The following is a 16,481-nucleotide window of genomic DNA, read 5'->3' on the forward strand; positions in this document are numbered from 1 at the left end:
CCGAAAAGTACGCCCACCCGCGTCCAGGCAGCTGCTCAGGTGCACGAACGGACCGCCTGGGTTCGCGATAGTCAACTCGGATGCTTAGAAAGAACGACCCCGAGCAATCAAAGACCTAAACCCGCGCTGTCATTCCTTTTCGGGTTAAGTCCGACAGGCTCCTAGGGTCGGGTGAGGCAGCATGGTGGGATTCCTTTGTTCAGTGGTAGTAGCCGGGGCCGCGCAGGTTGGCGTGGTCGTCCGGTAGTAGGGGTAGGTTCTGTTGAGCCAGCGGCAGGTTTTCCAGGCCTTGGCGCAGAATCGATTCGAGGCTTTTGTAGCTACAGGCACCGAGGCTTAGGGCGCGCTGGCAGGCGGCTTCCAGCCGTTCTTCGCCGTGGTGCTTGCCCAGGCGCAGGATGCCCAGGCAAGCGCGGTAGCCATGCTGCGGATGCACGCGCCGTTCGAGGATGTGGCCGATCACCCCGGCGGTGTTCGGGCCGGTCTGCTCGGCCCAGCGGATCAGCCGTTGCGGCGTCCACTCGGCATGCTCGCGATGGCTCTTGGGCATGTGCTCGGTCTGCGTGCTGTGCCGGCCTTTGTGCAGGGAGCGTACGTGGCTGGCCACCCGCTGGTTGGCGTGGAAGCACTCCACGGTGCGCGCCGTCAGACGCACCTCCAGCTGCTTCTTCACCAACTGGTAGGGCACCGAGTAGTAATGCCCATCGACCTCGACGTGGTAGTCGATGTGCACCCGCGCCTTCTTCCACTCGGCATAGACGTAGGGCTGCTCCGGCAACGGGCGCAGAGCCGGGCGATCCAGGCTGGCGAAAGCCGCCTGGCGGGAGCCCGGTAGCTTCTTGAACGGCCGTTGGTTGAGTCGCTCCAGCAGCACGGCGATGGCCCGGTTGAGTTCGTCCAGGGAGAAGAACTGGCGATGGCGCAAGGCGGCGAGGATCCAGCGCTCGACCACCTGCACGCCGACCTCGGCCTTGGCCTTGTCGCGCGGCTTACGGGCCCGCGCCGGCACCACCGCCACACCATAGTGCTCGGCCAGATCGCGGTAACTGGGGTTGATGTCCGGTTCGTAGCGATGGGCCTTGCTCACCGCACTGCGCAGGTTGTCCGGCACCACGATCTCCGGTACCCCGCCGAGGAAGGCGAAGCAGCGGGCATGGGAGCCCAGCCAGTCGGGCAACTGCTGCGACCAGGTGGCCTCGGCGAAGGTGTAGCTGGAGGCACCGAGCACCGCGACGAACACCTGCGCCTGACGGATCTCGCCGCTGTGCCGGTCGATCACCGGCACCGTCTGGCCGGCATAGTCGACGAACAGCTTCTCGCCGACGCGGTGCTCCTGGCGCATCACCACATCCAGTTTGCCCTGCCAGGTCCGGTAGTGGTCGCAGAACCAGCTGTACTGGAAGCCCTGTGGCTGGCCCAGCCGATACTCCTGCCAGAGCAGCGCCAGGGTCACGCCTGGTCGGCGCAGCTCGGCATGCACCCAGGCCCAGTCGGGAGTTGGTCGTTGCTCAGAGGGGATCTCCGGCGGTGGCGGGAACAGGCGCCGCTCCAGCTCGGCGTCGGACAACTCAGTAGGGAGCGGCCAGGAGAGGCCGCAGGCCGTGAATCGGCAAAGGTAATCACCGGCACTGCTGTGACCTATGCCCAGACTGCGGGAGATCTTACGGACAGACAGCCCGCAATCGAACTTGAGGCGCAACACTTCACGGATTTTACGCATGGATAAACGCTCCACGACGACCTCTCTGCTTCGAAAAAGAGGCCAATGGTAGTGAATAAATCCTGCGTAGCTGCCTGCCAGAAAGTGTCCGGATGGCTGTGGAATCAGTGTCCGGATGCTCGTGGAATGGGTGTCCGGATCAGCGTGGAATCACTGTCCGGATGTGCGTGGAATGGGTGTCCGAGTCAGCGCGGAATCCGCAGCCACTGGCAGCCACCATTGAATATGACGCAGCGCCCCACAATCGAATAGCCTTGGCCAGCCCACCGCCCAATGGAAGCCCTTATGAGCACAGCCAACAAACCCCTCGCCGGCCTGAAAGTCATTGAGCTCGGCACCTTGATAGCCGGCCCTTTTGCTTCGCGCATCTGCGCCGAGTTTGGTGCCGAGGTGATCAAGGTCGAGTCTCCCGATGGCGGCGATCCACTGCGCAAATGGCGCAAGCTGTATGAGGGCACATCCTTGTGGTGGTTTGTGCAGGCGCGCAACAAGCAGTCGATCACCCTCAACCTCAAGCACGAAGCGGGGCGTGAGGTGCTGAAGACGCTACTCAGCGAGGCCGATATCCTGATCGAGAACTTCCGCCCAGGCGTGCTGGAAAAACTCGGCCTGGGCTGGGACGTGCTGCACGCGCTGAATCCCAAGCTGGTGATGGTGCGCCTGTCCGGTTTCGGCCAAACGGGCCCCATGAAGGAGCAGCCGGGCTTTGGCGCGGTAGGCGAATCCATGGGTGGGCTGCGTTATATCACCGGCTTCGAGGACCGCCCACCGGTGCGTACCGGAATCTCGATTGGCGATTCGATTGCCGCGCTGTGGGGCGTGATTGGCGCGCTGATGGCGCTACGGCATCGCGAGGTGAATGGCGGCAGCGGCCAGGTGGTCGATGTGGCGCTGTATGAGGCGATCTTCGCCATGATGGAGTCCATGGTGCCGGAGTTCGATGTGTTCGGTTTTATCCGCGAGCGTACCGGCAATATCATGCCTGGCATCACGCCCTCCTCAATCCACACCAGCAGCGACGGCAAACATATCCAGATCGGAGCCAACGGCGATGCGATCTTCAAGCGCTTTATGCAGGCCATCGACCGTCATGACCTGGCCGACGACGTAACGCTGACCAGCAACGATGGCCGCGACGCACGACGCGACGAGATTTATGGCGTGATCGACCGCTGGGTCGGATCACTGGCACTGCAGCAGGTGCTGGCAACACTGAGCCAGGCCGAAGTTCCGGCCAGCCGGATTTTCAGCGCCGAGGACATGTTCCACGATCCGCAATTTCTTGCCCGAGAAATGCTCCTGTCGGCCAAGCTGCCAGACGGCAAAGCTTTCAAGATGCCCGGCATCGTGCCCAAACTGAGCGATACACCTGGCGCGGTGAACTGGGTTGGCCCGGAGCTGGGCGAGCACACCGAACAGATCCTCGCTACGCTAGGCTATGACGCAGAGGCCATTGCCGAACTGCGGCGCAATGGCGCCGTCTGAATGCCGCCAGGAGTAGCGCCATGCCTGCCGATAAACCCTCACCGCCCACGGACGTGCTGCAGGCATTGCGGCAAGACAGGCGCGAGAAGGCCATTGAGTTGCTGCAGACACACCAGGGGATAAGCGCAGAAGAAGCCGAAAAGCGGATCAACCGCTACCTAGAGGACAACCCGCCAATCAACCTGCGCGGCCCCGGCATAGTCGCCCGTAGCAAGCTCAACGCCCTGGTCTGGCTAGGCCTGATCCTGATAATGGCCTTGGTCTACCTGCTGCTTGGCTGAACCGCCGGCGCAGCCACCACAAAAGAACAGGCTCCCGGAGTTATTTGCTTATGGGGGCCCACTCCTTACGCACTTGCTTGTAGTAATCGCCCATACCGTAACCGACCCAAACAGCACGAACGCCTTCTGAGAACAGACCCTCCTTGAATGCTTCACGCAGAAGCGCCAGCGTGGCTGAGTCGGTCTTGGGGTTACAAGCCAACCAGCGATCCACCTGAACGACGGTAAATAAGCGTGTGACCGCTATCCCCTCGTTAGCAGCCAGCTCTGAACTTACGTCACTGAGTAATACATCGAAGCGCTTGGCGGCGAGCATTTTCAGGCCAAGCGCATTGACTTGTAAGGGTGAGTATTTGATACCGGCATTATCGAGAAGACCTCGAACTTCAGCCATGTCCACAGTGCTTACCTGGTAACTCTTCAGGTCTTTGAGCGAAGTGGCCTGTACTGGGGCATAACGGCGCGCATAGGCTGATATGAAGACTGGCGTGATTTTGCTGAGATAGATTAAAACCTCAGCATCAGAGGCCGAGTAATTCAATGCCAATACGCAGGTATTTGGTGTTTGCTGCGCAAACTGCAGGGCACGACGAATTGGCATCGCCGCTATTCGAGTGTCGATACCTCGACTCTGCGCAATCATTTCGAATGCATCGACATATGGACCGGTAACACCCCCAGACCGCTCTGTAACAAATGGAGGGTAGGGCTCAACTAGAACGGTAACACCATTAGCCAGTGCGCCATGCGCCATGCCCAGTAGCAGTACTAAAAGCAGCAACCTATAAACGGACATACTTGCTTCAGCCTCATTGACGAGTAATCAACTTCAGAGGTGTTTGTACAAGTGCAGGCAAGTCCTTTTGTGGGATTTCTTCTGAGAGCGCCTTGAGGGCCAGTTCGATGCCAAAAACGGCCTGCTGCGCTGCGAACTGATCAACCGTGGCCAATATACGACCATCCGCCAGCATAGGCGCTACCGGTGGAATATTGTCGTAACCAACAACCTTAACCTTACCCTCACGACCGGCAGTGCGCACGGCAGCCACCACTCCCAAAGCCATACTGTCATTGCCACACAAAATAGCCTTGACATCCGGGTGCCGCTGTAGGATTTCGGCAGCAATCTTCTCAGCGATATCCGTCTCCCACTGAGCACTCTGGACCTCTACGACCTCGATCCCAGCACTCGCCATTGATGCGCGAAAGCCCGCCGTTCTAGCCCTGGCATTAGTATTAATTGATATACCTTCAATGATTACGACTTTGTCGTTAGCTCGCAGCTTCTTGGCCAGGTAACTACCGACCATTTCTGCGCCCTTAGTGTTGCTGGGGCCCACAAAAGGCACATTGATACCAGCCTCAATCAGCAAACGATCATCAAGTTTATTGTCGATATTGATCACCGTGATCCCAGCCTCCAGCGCTTTAGATACCACAGCCACCAAGCCGCCAGAATCTGCCGGGGCCAAGACTATTGCGTCAACCTTGTCTTTGATCAATTGTTCAAGAATACGAATCTGTTCGGCGCTATCGGTTTCGGTCTGAATTCCCGTTATTTGCAAGTCGTAATGTGCCGAATACTCTCGAGAGTGGACTCGCGCGCCCTCAGCCATGGTAATAAAAAACGGATTGCTCAGCGATTTCATGACGAGAGCAATGCGCAGCGGCTCGGCTGCGCCGCTTGTCACACTTAGCGTGAGTATCACACTGGCAAGAAATCCCTTGAGCACACACTGGAATAGCATGCGAGTTTTACTTTTCATGATTCACACTCCAAGCATTAGTTGCAAGACAACACACCCCTAGAGCAGCGTGTAGCGTCGCTGGTGAAGCACGTTGCAATGCGGGGCACCCGCTGATCTTGCCCATACAGAGCATAGCCGCAAAAAAAGCCGGCCCTTGCGGGTACCGGCTTTATCGACCAGCGCCAAGCTTAAAGCGGCTCACCGCGATTACCGTGTTGAGCCACAAAACTCTGTACGGTTTTCAGGTCATTGGCCAATACCGTGAAGCGCTCTTCGCGCTCAAACAGGTCCGCCAGGTGTGCCGGCAACGCCGGAGCCTGACCTACACCGGCCTTCTCGACAGCCTCGGGGAACTTGACTGGATGGGCTGTACCGAGGATGACCATCGGCGTCGTCAAGCTACGACGGCATTCACGGGCAGCACGCACGCCGATGGCGGTATGCGGATCAAGCAGCTCGCCGCACTCGTTAAATACCTCGGTGATGGTTTCGCAGGTCTGTACATCATCCACTGCCAGCGAGTCGAACAGCTTGCGCGCTTCGGTCCAGCGATCCTGATCGACGCTGAAGCCGCCGCCCTGCTTGAAGTTGGCCATCAGTTCAGCAATCGCCGCGCCGTTACGACCGTGCAGGTCGAACAGCAGACGCTCGAAGTTCGACGACACCATGATGTCCATGGACGGCGACAGCGTCGGGTGCAGGGTGTCCTTCACATACTGATTGCCGCTCATAAAGCGGTGCAGGATGTCATTGCGATTGGTCGCGACGATCAGCTGACTGATCGGCAGGCCCATATTGCGCGCCAAGTAACCGGCAAAGATATCGCCGAAGTTGCCGGTTGGCACCGAGAACGCGATGGAGCGCGCCGGCCCGCCGAGCTGCAGGGCTGCATGGAAGTAGTAAACGATCTGGGCCATGATCCGCGCCCAGTTGATCGAGTTGACCGCCACCAGGCGCGTGCCCTTGAGAAAGCCCTGATCTGCGAAGCTGTCCTTGACCATTTCCTGGCAGTCATCGAAGTTGCCTTCGATGGCGATGTTATGGATGTTATCGCCGAGGATGGTGGTCATCTGCCGGCGCTGCACCTCGGACACGCGGTTGTGCGGGTGCATGATAAAGATGTCGACGTTGCCGCAGGCCTTGCAGCCCTCAATGGCGGCCGAGCCGGTATCGCCGGAGGTCGCACCCATGATCACCACGCGCTCGTTGCGCTTGGCCAGCACGTAGTCGAGCAAACGGCCGAGCAGCTGCAGGGCGAAATCCTTGAAGGCCAGGGTCGGGCCGTGGAACAGCTCCAACACCCACTCATTGCCATTCAGCTGACGCAATGGCGCCACTGCGTTGTGGGCAAATACGCCGTAGGTCTCCTCAAGAATCTTCTTGAAATCCGCATCCGGGATGCTGCCGGTGACGAATGGGCGCATCACCCGGAAGGCCAGCTCGTGGTACGGCAGGCCAGCCCAGGAGGCGATTTCTTCCTGGGTAAAGCGCGGCAGGTTTTCTGGCACATAGAGGCCGCCATCATTGGCCAGGCCGGCGAGCAGCACGTCTTCGAAATTCAGGGCCGGTGCCTGGCCGCGGGTACTGATATAGCGCATAGGGGCAAACCTTCGGTTGAATCTTTAAGAGCCGCAGCGGCCTGTTGCCGCTGCGGCCAAAGGCGGATTAGTTCAGCTGCTCGACGCGGATACGCACAACGCTGCCGACCACATCGTCGAGCGCTTCAAGGGCGCTGATCGCCTCATTGATCTGCGCTTCGACCACGCGGTGGGTGACCAGGATCATCGGCACCAGGCCGTCATGCTCCTCGACTTCCTTCTGCATGATCGACTCGATGTTGATGCCACGTGCCGACAGAATGCTCGCCACCTGGGCCAGCACGCCCGGATGATCTTTGGCCTGGATGCGCAGGTAGTAAGCGCTTTCACAAGCTTCAATCGGCAGAATCGGGTGATCGGACAGCGAGTCCGGCTGGAAAGCCAGGTGCGGCACGCGGTTGGTCGGATCAGCCGTCAGGGCGCGGACAACGTCGACCAGATCGGCCACCACGGAGGAAGCAGTTGGCTCCATACCGGCACCCGCGCCGTAAAACAACGTGCTGCCAGCGGCGTCGCCGTTGACCATCACCGCGTTCATTACACCGTTGACGTTGGCGATCAGGCGATCGGCCGGTATCAGCGTCGGGTGTACGCGCAGTTCGATGCCAGCATCTGTGCGGCGCGCTACGCCGAGGTGCTTGATGCGGTAGCCCAACGCTTCGGCATAGTTCACATCAGCGGTGGTCAGCTTGGTGATGCCTTCGGTGTAAGCCTTGTCGAACTGCAGCGGAATACCAAAGGCGATGGACGCAAGGATGGTCAGCTTGTGCGCAGCATCGATGCCTTCGACGTCGAACGTCGGATCGGCTTCGGCATAACCCAGCGCCTGCGCCTCGGCCAGGACGTCATCAAAGGTACGGCCCTTCTCGCGCATCTCGCTGAGGATAAAGTTGCCAGTGCCGTTGATGATGCCGGCCAGCCAGTTAATACGGTTAGCCGCCAGGCCTTCGCGAATCGCCTTGATTACTGGAATGCCGCCCGCTACCGCTGCTTCAAAGGCAACAATCACGCCCTTCTCACGGGCCTTGGCGAAGATTTCATTGCCGTGCACGGCGATCAGCGCCTTGTTCGCGGTGACCACATGCTTGCCGTTTTCGATGGCCTTGAGCACCAGGTCCTTGGCCAGGGTGTAACCACCAATCAGCTCGATAACGATATCGATCTCGGGGTTGTTCACCAGCTCAAACACATCGCTGGTCATGCTAATACCGGTCGTATCGTACTGCGGCTTGGGCGAGCGAATAGCAATCTGGGCAACTTCAATACCGCGCCCTGCGCGCCGGGTAATTTCCTCGGCATTTCGCTTGAGTACATTCAACGTACCGCCACCGACGGTACCCAGCCCACAGATGCCTACTTTCACCGGTTTCACACTGAACTCCCCATCTGCACTGCGTAAAACGGCCGGAGCAAGCCCCGGCCGTAGAAAAGAGCCGCACCATACGAAGCGGCTGTTTATTAGTCAATCAGGCGCGAGCCTCAGATCATTTGGATTCCAAGGCAATCTTCGCCAGCTGCGGTGCTGGCTGATAGCCGGGGATGATCTTGCCGTTGGCCAGAACGATGGCCGGTGTACCGCTGACCCCGATCATCTGCCCCAACGCGTACTGCTTGGCAACCGGGCTGTCGCACTGCGCATCAGCCACGCTTTGACGGCTTTTTGCACGGTTCATGGCGTCCTGCTGGTCCTTGGCACACCAGACATTCGACAGCTCTTTGGCCGCAGCACTTTCTAGACCCTGACGCGGGAAAGCCAGGTAACGCACCTCAACGCCCAGACGATTGAGCTCAGGCACTTCGCTATGCAGCTTCTGACAGTAGCCGCAATCGGTGTCGGTAAATACGGTGATGTGGGTTTTTGGCTGCTTGGGCGCGAACACCACCATTTCCGAGGCTGGAATGGCATCCAGCAGCTTGACCACACCCTTGCTCTCGGCGGCCTCGGTCAGGTTCACCGGCTTACCGTCCTTGACCTGAAACAGGTAGCCCTGCAGCAAGAACTGGCCATCGGCACTGGTGTACAACTGCCGGCCGCCGGCCAGCTCGACCTGATAGACGCCAGGCATCGGGCTCTCGGCGATCGCCTCAATCGGCAGCGCCGGATCGATAGCCTTAAGAGAGTTGCGGATAGCCTGATCAGCATCGGCAGCAACGCCCACGCTGCTAACCAGACCCAGGGCCAACGCGACAACAATGCGGTTAAAACGCATACAAACTCCTAGCGGAAGACGATCTAACAAAAGATGAGCGAAGCCTATCATAGAAGCCCGCACAGACCGACCACCGCAGGCTGGACGGCGCCCTCAGCCTCGCGGGTGGTGCTGTGCATGCAACTCCTGCAGTCGCGCACGGGCAACGTGGGTATAGATCTGCGTGGTCGATAGATCACTGTGCCCCAGCAACATCTGCACCACCCGCAAATCAGCGCCGTGATTAAGCAAATGCGTGGCAAAGGCATGGCGCAAGGTGTGCGGTGACAGGCTCTTGGCAATCCCCGCCACCTTGGCCTGGTGCTTGATGCGATACCAGAAGGTCTGCCGGGTCATCTGCTCACCACGCAGGCTGGGAAACAGCACGTCGCTGGGCTTGCCATCGAGCAGAAAGGGCCGCGCCTCCTTGCTGTAACGCTCGATCCAGGCAATCGCCTCCTCACCCAGCGGCACCAGACGCTCCTTGCTGCCCTTGCCGAAGACGCGCAACACGCCCTGACGCAGATTGACCTGCTCCAAGGTCAGGCCGATCAACTCACTGACACGCAGGCCACAGGCATACAGCACCTCAAGCATCGCCCGGTCGCGCAAGCCAATCGGATCATCCAGCTCGGGAGCGGCGAGCAAGGCCTCAACATCCGCCTCGGACAGAGATTTGGGCAGCGGTCGACCCAGCTGCGGCATGTCGACCTGCAGGGTTGGGTCACGACTGATCAGCTGTTCACGCAAAAGAAACCGGTAAAAGCCGCGCAGACCCGAGAGCAGGCGCGCAGTGGAACGCGCCTTGTAGCCATCATTCAGGCGCCAGGCCAAGTGATCGAGAATCAGCTCACGCCCTGCATCCGGCAGCTGTACATCGCGCGCCTGCAGCCAACCATTGAACAGCGCCAGATCACTGCGATAGGCGGCACGAGTGTGGGCCGATAGGCCCTTTTCCAACCACAGGGCCTCAACAAAACGGTCAATCAAGGGGTGGTCGATGGCGGGCATGCGAAACTATGGCGGCAGTTGAAAGCAGGTTAGTCTTTCACAGCTTGACCATGCAGGGCCAGGTACCCATTCGCAAGGACCCTTGATGAACGAACAACATATTCTTTTGGCCTTCGCCGCCATCGGTGCCAGCGCATTCGCCTGCCAGTGGCTGGCCTGGCGTCTACGCCTTCCGGCCATCCTGTTTTTGCTGATCGCGGGAATCCTCGCAGGCCCCGTATTCGGCTGGCTTGACCCCCAAGCCCTATTCGGTGATTTGCTATTCCCCGTGGTATCGATGGCCGTTGCATTGATCCTGTTCGAAGGCAGCCTGACCCTGCACCTGTCGGAGTGGCGCGAAATTGGTAGCGTGGTCAGGCGCATGGTGACTATTGGCGCCCTGGCCACCTGGGCGGTGATCGCCGTCAGCACGCACTACCTGCTTGGCTTTAACTGGGAAATGGCACTGCTGCTCGGCACGCTAACACTGGTTACAGGCCCAACAGTAATCGTACCGATGCTGCGCGTCGTCCGCCCGAAAGCCTCCATCGCCAACATCTTGCGCTGGGAAGGGATCGTGATTGACCCCATCGGCGCGCTTCTCGCCGTTGTGGTGTACAGCTTCATCATTGCCAGTAACGAAGGTAATGGCTGGCAACACGGCACGGGCACCTTTGCTGGCGTCATCGCCTGCGGCAGCGTGTTTGGGATCGCTGCCGGCTGGGGGCTGGGCCAAGTGCTAAAGCGTCAGTGGCTGCCCGACTACCTGCACAACCTCGCGGTATTAGCCACCGTACTGGGAGCTTTCATTGCCTCCAACGCGGTTATGCACGAGTCCGGCCTGCTCGCCGTCACCCTGATGGGTATGTGGCTGGCCAATATGAAGGGCGTCGACGTACGCCACATCCTGCACTTCAAGGAGAACCTCAGTGTTCTGCTGATTTCCGGCTTGTTTATCCTGCTTGCCGCACGGCTCGACCTAAACGCCCTGCTCGCCTTCGGCCCTGCGGTACTCGTGTTACTGGCCATCATTCAGTTCGTCGCGCGCCCGCTCAATGTCGCACTGTCCACCTTCGGCTCTAGCCTTGACTGGCGCGAGCGCGCTCTTCTGGCCTGGATCTCACCGCGTGGCATTGTTGCTGCAGCCGTCTCGGCTATTTTCGCCACTCGTTTGAGCGAGCTGGGCTATGAAGGCGCAGAACTGCTGGTGCCGCTTACTTTTGCGGTGATCATTGGCACTGTGGTTCTGCAGAGCGCCACCGCACGCCCACTGGCCAAACTATTAAAAGTGGCAGAACCTGCTCCCAGTGGCTTTCTGATCGTCGGCGCCAACCCTATTGCTCGCGCGCTCGGCACCGCACTACAAGAGCTCGGCAACCGTGTATTGCTGTGCGACTCCAGTTGGGAAAATATCAGCGCCGCGCGCATGCAGAAACTCCCCACTTACTTCGGCAACCCCACCTCCCAGGATGCCGAAGCACACCTGGATTTGGTAGGCCTTGGCCACCTGCTCGCTTTGTCGCCGTCCAGCGAACTCAACGCACTGGCGTGCATGCACTTTCGTCACGACTTTACCGCCAGCCGCCGCTTCACGCTGCCCAGCGGCACAGAAAGCCGACGCAGCGATAAACACCGCAGCCGCGATGCAGTGCGTGGTCGCCCCCTAGGCAGTCGCACGCTGAGCTTCCCACAATTCGCCAGCCGTCTCAGCAAAGGTGCTGAGGTTCGTACCACCACCCTAACCAGCACATTTGACTGGCAGGCTTACCAGAACCTGCATGGCGACCGAGCCGTTATTTTACTCGCCTGCGACCCAAGCGGCTGGATACACATCGCCACCCAGCCACTTGAGGTGTTGCCTGGCCCAAACTGGATCTTGGTTGCCTTAATTGAAGAGGAACAAAGCAGCCCACTGACAGCAACCCCATAGAAAGAACCATCAGATCGTCACCCTATCCTTGGATGGGTGACAGACCTTAATTTGCGGCCCATGATTGCACCACGCCACTACAACCAATGGGCCCACACAATGTCCAGCCAACAGCATTCACGCCTTGGTCAGATTCTGATCAACAAAGGATTGATTAATCGCAGCCAGCTGGATGCTGCTATTCAACTGCAACTGACCAACCACAAACGCCTGGGCGAAACGCTAATCGAGCAAGGTTGGCTTACCGAACGCCAGCTAAAAAAAGCACTCAGCAAACAGAACAACCTGCGCCTGGCCGCCACCCTGGTCGCCGCCCTGCTTAGCCCCTTCCAAATCGCCAGCGCCGACGCCCCGAAAAACGCACCCAGCGCCATCAGCCAGGAACAAACACCGCGCGGCCTGCGCCCGCTGAGCGACATGGAAATGAGTAATGTCAGCGCCCAAGGTCTGGACGATGTGCTACAGGGCCTGTTTCTCCAGGCCGGCAGCGGTGATGGCATGGTCACCGTTAGCCAACTAAGCAAACTGGTGATGCCGGTACTGAACAGCCTCGAGGCGGAAACCTCAATGAAAGACGTGCAGTACGACACCAGCAAACTGACCTCAGTGATCAATGCCGATGGCTCGGTGAATGTGCGCCTGCCCAGCTCGATTGGCGAATTACGTTTCGACAACATCCGCGTCGCCGGAGCACCCCAGGGCCAGAGTTTTGGCAGCCTGAGCCTGCACGACATTGACCTGTCGCAAGCCTCGCTGAAGATCAGCCTGCACTAGCCACAACACGGTTCAGACCGCAGAAACGAAAAAAGCAGCCCGAGGGCTGCTTTTTTAATGGGAAGCTGAGACTTAGCCCAGTTTTTCCTTGATACGCGCTGCCTTACCGGACAGGTCGCGCAGGTAGTACAGCTTGGCTTTACGCACGTCACCGCGACGCTTAACGGCCAGGCTATCAACCAGCGGGCTGTAGGTCTGGAAAGTACGCTCTACGCCAACACCGTTGGAGATCTTACGCACAGTGAAAGCACTGTTCAGACCACGGTTACGCTTGGCGATTACAACGCCTTCGAACGCCTGCAAACGCTGACGGTCACCTTCTTTCACTTTAACCTGGACAACAATGGTGTCGCCCGGTGCAAAAGGAGGGATATCTTTGCCCATCTGCTCAGCTTCGATCTGCTGAATAATCTTGTTGGTCATGCTGCGCTCCTAAGACTGGCCTTGGCCGGTCATCGATACATTAACTATCGTCCCGCTGGCGGACGTATTCCTCCAGCAGCTTCTTCTCTTCTCCAGAAAGCGAGCGGCTTTCCAGAAGATCGGCACGGCGTTCGTAGGTCCGACCAAGGGACTGCTGCAAACGCCAGCGCCGGATGTGTTCGTGGTTGCCGCTAAGCAACACTTCGGGAACACGTTTATCCGCATACACCTCCGGGCGAGTGTAGTGCGGGCAGTCGAGTAGACCATCCGTAAAGGAGTCCTCCTCGGCCGAGCCTGCATGACCTAATGCACCAGGCAAAAGGCGCGTTACCGCATCGATCAGCACCATGGCCGGCAGCTCACCGCCGGACAGGACGTAGTCCCCAATCGACCATTCTTCATCGACATGCGCTTCAATAAAGCGCTCATCAATGCCTTCGTAGCGACCTGCGATGAGGATTAAAGCCTCAACGTTAGCCAGTTCGCGTACTGCTGACTGCGTCAGCTGGCGACCTTGCGGCGACAGGTAAATTACCTTGGCCGCACCACCTGCAGCGTGCTTGGCGTCAAGCAAAGCATCTTCAAGCGGCTTGATCTTCATCACCATGCCGGGGCCACCACCAAAAGGCCGATCATCCACGGTGTGGTGACGGTCTGTGGTGTAGCTACGCGGATTCCAGCAGGTCAATTGCAACAAACCCTGCTTCACCGCTCGGCTGGTAATGCCGTATTCACTGATAGCGGCAAACATTTCCGGGAACAGCGTAATGACTTCAACGCGCAGATTTGGCATCAGGCTTAGAAGTCCGCATCCCAGTCGACCCGCATTTCGCCAGCACTCAGGTCAATCGACAACACGCATTGCTCGGTATAGGGCAATAGGCGCTCACGATCATCCAGGCTGTCGGTGCAGGGTTTGACCACCATCACATCGTTGGCACCGGTTTCTAACAGGTGATCAATCTTGCCGAGCAATTGCCCTGCCTGATCAATAACCTTGAGACCTTCCAACTGGTACCAGTAGAACTCGCCGTCGGCTAATTCAGGGAACAGGTTGCGCGGCACACAGATCTCATAACCCGCAAGAAGACGCGCTTCTTCACGATCATCAAGACCCTTGAGCTTCGCGACCAGGAATTTATCATTCCCGCGTCCGCTGACCAGCTCTACCTGTTTAACATTGCCTTCGCGCCTAAGCGTCCAGGACTTGTACTGCAACAGGTTTGCAACAGGATCGGTAAAGGAATACACCTTCACTTCACCGCGAACGCCATGTACAGAGTAGATCTTGCCGATAACGATCAAATCATCGGTAGAAACAGGCGTCGCACTCATATTGCTTAGGCCGCAGCCTTAGCAGCGTCCTTCAACAACTGAGCAACACGATCAGAAGGCTGTGCGCCAACGCTCAGCCAATGGGCCAGGCGATCTTGCTTAACGGACAGACGAACTTCCTGACCACGAGCGATCGGGTTGAAGAAACCGATTTCTTCTTTGTGCGAACCGTCGCGTGGGTTACGGCTGTCGGTCACGTTGATTTTGTAGAACGGGCGCTTTTTGGAGCCGCCAAGGGCAAGACGAATCGTTAGCATGTGAACATAGTTCCTGTAGTCGGTGCTGCAAATCTAAATGCACGGCGGGCATGGGTGCCCGAAAGGCCGCATATTCTAAGGAATATCCGGATTTTTGCAAATGGCTTTTTCAGACGCATAGGACTGTGCAATCAAGGCTTGCCAAATGACCGCTGCGCAAACCAGCCAATCGACTCACACAAAAGGCGGATTTAGTGCACATCCCGCTCTTTCGGCGTGGCCTACGCCGACATCGCTGCCGACGCGAACTTCTTACATCTTCGGCATACCGCCCGGCATCATCCCGCCCATACCGCGCATCATCTTGGCCATACCGCCTTTGGCCGTGAACTTCTTCATCATCTTCTGCATCTGCTTGTGCTGCTTGATCAAGCGGCCAATGTCTTGCACCTGGGTGCCGGAACCCATGGCGATGCGGCGCTTGCGCGACCCACTGATCACGTCAGGGTCGCGACGCTCCTGAGGGGTCATCGAGTTGATGATCGCCTCCATCTGCTTGAACTGCTTCTCCGCCGCGCCCTGGGCATTGCCCATCTGCGCCAGATTGACGCCACCCATCTGCGGCAGCTTGTCCATCAGACCGCCGAGGCCGCCCATATTTTTCATCTGCTGCAACTGGTCACGGAAGTCTTCGAGATCGAAGCCCTTGCCCTTCTTCAGCTTCTTGGTGAGCTTCTCGGCCTTCTCACGATCCAGGGTCTGTTCGGCCTGCTCGATCAGGCTGAGTACGTCGCCCATGCCGAGGATACGCGAGGCAATTCGGTCCGGATGGAAGGGCTCCAGCGCCTCGGTCTTCTCGCCCATACCGATAAACTTGATCGGCTTGCCGGTGATATGTCGCACCGACAGTGCCGCACCACCACGGGCATCACCGTCGACCTTGGTCAGCACCACACCAGTCAGCGGCAGCGCATCGTTGAAGGCCTTGGCGGTGTTGGCCGCGTCCTGGCCGGTCATGGCGTCGACCACAAACAGGGTTTCCACCGGATTGATCGCCGCGTGCAACGCCTGGATCTCGGCCATCATCTCGGCATCGATGGCCAAGCGACCAGCGGTGTCGACGATCACTACATCAATAAACTTGAGCTTGGCTTCCTTGATCGCCGCTTCAGCGATATCCACCGGCTTTTGGCTAAGATCGGAGGGGAAGAAGGTCACGCCAATATCGCTGGCCAGGGTTTCCAGCTGCTTAATCGCCGCCGGACGATAAACGTCGGCAGAGACCACCATCACGGTCTTTTTCTTGCGCTCTTTAAGGAAGCGCGCCAGTTTGCCGGCGGTAGTGGTCTTGCCCGCGCCCTGCAGACCGGCCATCAGAATCACCGCTGGCGGCACGGCATTCAGCGCGAGGTCTTCGTTGGCCGCGCCCATCAGTTCTTCAAGTTCGGCGCGAACGATTTTCACAAACGCCTGGCCCGGGGTCAGGCTTTTCGACACTTCGGTGCCGACCGCGCGATCCTTGACCTTATTGACGAAGTCCTTGACCACTGGTAAGGCGACATCAGCCTCGAGCAAGGCCATGCGCACTTCACGCAGAGTGTCCTTGATGTTGTCTTCGCTCAGCTTGGCTTTGCCAGTGACATTTCGCAGGGTCTGCGAGAGGCGGTCAGTCAGATTTTCGAACATGCGCGTTCCTTTCAGGCTCAGTCGAGCCGAGGGTGGGCTTGCAACAGGTCGCGGATTATAGCGAAGACTAATCGGATCTGGTGACGTTTCATCGCAACCGCGCCGGCACTGAAACGTCACAAGAC

15 protein-coding genes and 1 pseudogene are annotated in these 16,481 nt (G+C 58.6%); 4 read left to right on the forward strand and 12 right to left on the reverse strand.

Going from position 1 to position 16,481, the window contains the following annotated elements:
* Positions 1–199 precede the first annotated feature (199 nt).
* Entirely contained in the window at positions 200–1,720 is a 1,521-nt protein-coding gene (gene istA, locus AC0T4W_RS15815; protein WP_476320507.1) for an IS21 family transposase, read from the reverse strand.
* A gap of 254 nt (positions 1,721–1,974) precedes the next feature.
* On the opposite strand from istA, the pseudogene AC0T4W_RS15820 reads away from it, so the two are divergent.
* Both AC0T4W_RS15820 and AC0T4W_RS15825 read left to right on the forward strand, forming a co-directional pair.
* Positions 1,975–3,205, forward strand: a pseudogene (locus tag AC0T4W_RS15820) (CaiB/BaiF CoA transferase family protein).
* 20 nt (positions 3,206–3,225) lie between these two features.
* On the forward strand, positions 3,226–3,486 hold the full coding sequence (locus tag AC0T4W_RS15825; protein ID WP_476320509.1) for a hypothetical protein: 261 nt from the start codon (positions 3,226–3,228) through the stop codon (positions 3,484–3,486).
* Between the two features lie 40 nt (positions 3,487–3,526).
* Here AC0T4W_RS15825 and AC0T4W_RS15830 read toward each other — a convergent pair whose 3' ends face one another.
* From AC0T4W_RS15830 to xerD, 6 genes are all read right to left on the reverse strand, one after another.
* Positions 3,527–4,282, reverse strand: coding sequence for a hypothetical protein (locus tag AC0T4W_RS15830; protein WP_476320511.1), 756 nt, complete (start codon positions 4,280–4,282; stop codon positions 3,527–3,529).
* A gap of 13 nt (positions 4,283–4,295) precedes the next feature.
* Positions 4,296–5,252: a substrate-binding domain-containing protein gene (locus AC0T4W_RS15835; protein WP_476320513.1), complete on the reverse strand. Its 957-nt coding sequence runs from the start codon at positions 5,250–5,252 to the stop codon at positions 4,296–4,298.
* Between the two features lie 170 nt (positions 5,253–5,422).
* Positions 5,423–6,832, reverse strand: a complete 1,410-nt coding sequence (gene thrC, locus AC0T4W_RS15840; RefSeq protein ID WP_476320515.1) for a threonine synthase — start codon at positions 6,830–6,832, stop codon at positions 5,423–5,425.
* Positions 6,833–6,899: 67 nt separating this feature from the next.
* Positions 6,900–8,204, reverse strand: a complete 1,305-nt coding sequence (locus AC0T4W_RS15845; protein ID WP_476320518.1) for a homoserine dehydrogenase — start codon at positions 8,202–8,204, stop codon at positions 6,900–6,902.
* A 112-nt stretch (positions 8,205–8,316) separates the two neighbouring features.
* Entirely contained in the window at positions 8,317–9,042 is a 726-nt protein-coding gene (gene dsbC, locus AC0T4W_RS15850) for a bifunctional protein-disulfide isomerase/oxidoreductase DsbC (protein ID WP_476320521.1), read from the reverse strand.
* A 93-nt stretch (positions 9,043–9,135) separates the two neighbouring features.
* Positions 9,136–10,032 carry a site-specific tyrosine recombinase XerD gene (gene xerD / locus AC0T4W_RS15855; RefSeq protein WP_476320523.1) on the reverse strand — a complete coding sequence of 299 codons (897 nt, stop codon included), beginning with the start codon at positions 10,030–10,032 and terminating at the stop codon, positions 9,136–9,138.
* Between the two features lie 85 nt (positions 10,033–10,117).
* Between xerD and AC0T4W_RS15860 the strand changes: the two genes are divergently transcribed.
* The gene (locus AC0T4W_RS15860) at positions 10,118–11,941 is read left to right on the forward strand and encodes a cation:proton antiporter (protein WP_476320526.1); all 1,824 of its coding nucleotides are present in this window, start codon (positions 10,118–10,120) and stop codon (positions 11,939–11,941) included.
* A 99-nt stretch (positions 11,942–12,040) separates the two neighbouring features.
* On the forward strand, positions 12,041–12,715 hold the full coding sequence (locus AC0T4W_RS15865; RefSeq protein ID WP_476320528.1) for a hypothetical protein: 675 nt from the start codon (positions 12,041–12,043) through the stop codon (positions 12,713–12,715).
* A 72-nt stretch (positions 12,716–12,787) separates the two neighbouring features.
* Here the strand turns inward: AC0T4W_RS15865 and rplS are convergent, their stop codons facing one another.
* The 5 genes from rplS to ffh form a co-directional block, all read right to left on the reverse strand.
* Positions 12,788–13,138, reverse strand: coding sequence for a 50S ribosomal protein L19 (rplS, locus tag AC0T4W_RS15870; RefSeq protein ID WP_476320530.1), 351 nt, complete (start codon positions 13,136–13,138; stop codon positions 12,788–12,790).
* Between the two features lie 40 nt (positions 13,139–13,178).
* Positions 13,179–13,931 (reverse strand): tRNA (guanosine(37)-N1)-methyltransferase TrmD, encoded by a 753-nt coding sequence (gene trmD / locus AC0T4W_RS15875; RefSeq protein ID WP_476320533.1) that lies wholly within the window; start codon positions 13,929–13,931, stop codon positions 13,179–13,181.
* Between the two features lie 5 nt (positions 13,932–13,936).
* Positions 13,937–14,473 carry a ribosome maturation factor RimM gene (gene rimM / locus AC0T4W_RS15880; RefSeq protein WP_476320536.1) on the reverse strand — a complete coding sequence of 179 codons (537 nt, stop codon included), beginning with the start codon at positions 14,471–14,473 and terminating at the stop codon, positions 13,937–13,939.
* A 5-nt stretch (positions 14,474–14,478) separates the two neighbouring features.
* Complete coding sequence (gene rpsP / locus AC0T4W_RS15885) at positions 14,479–14,730, reverse strand: 30S ribosomal protein S16 (RefSeq protein WP_090239277.1); 252 nt, start codon at positions 14,728–14,730, stop codon at positions 14,479–14,481.
* 252 nt (positions 14,731–14,982) lie between these two features.
* The gene (gene ffh, locus AC0T4W_RS15890) at positions 14,983–16,356 is read right to left on the reverse strand and encodes a signal recognition particle protein (RefSeq protein WP_476320539.1); all 1,374 of its coding nucleotides are present in this window, start codon (positions 16,354–16,356) and stop codon (positions 14,983–14,985) included.
* Positions 16,357–16,481 lie beyond the last annotated feature (125 nt).

Source organism: Pseudomonas sp. C7.1 (genome assembly GCF_056312395.1).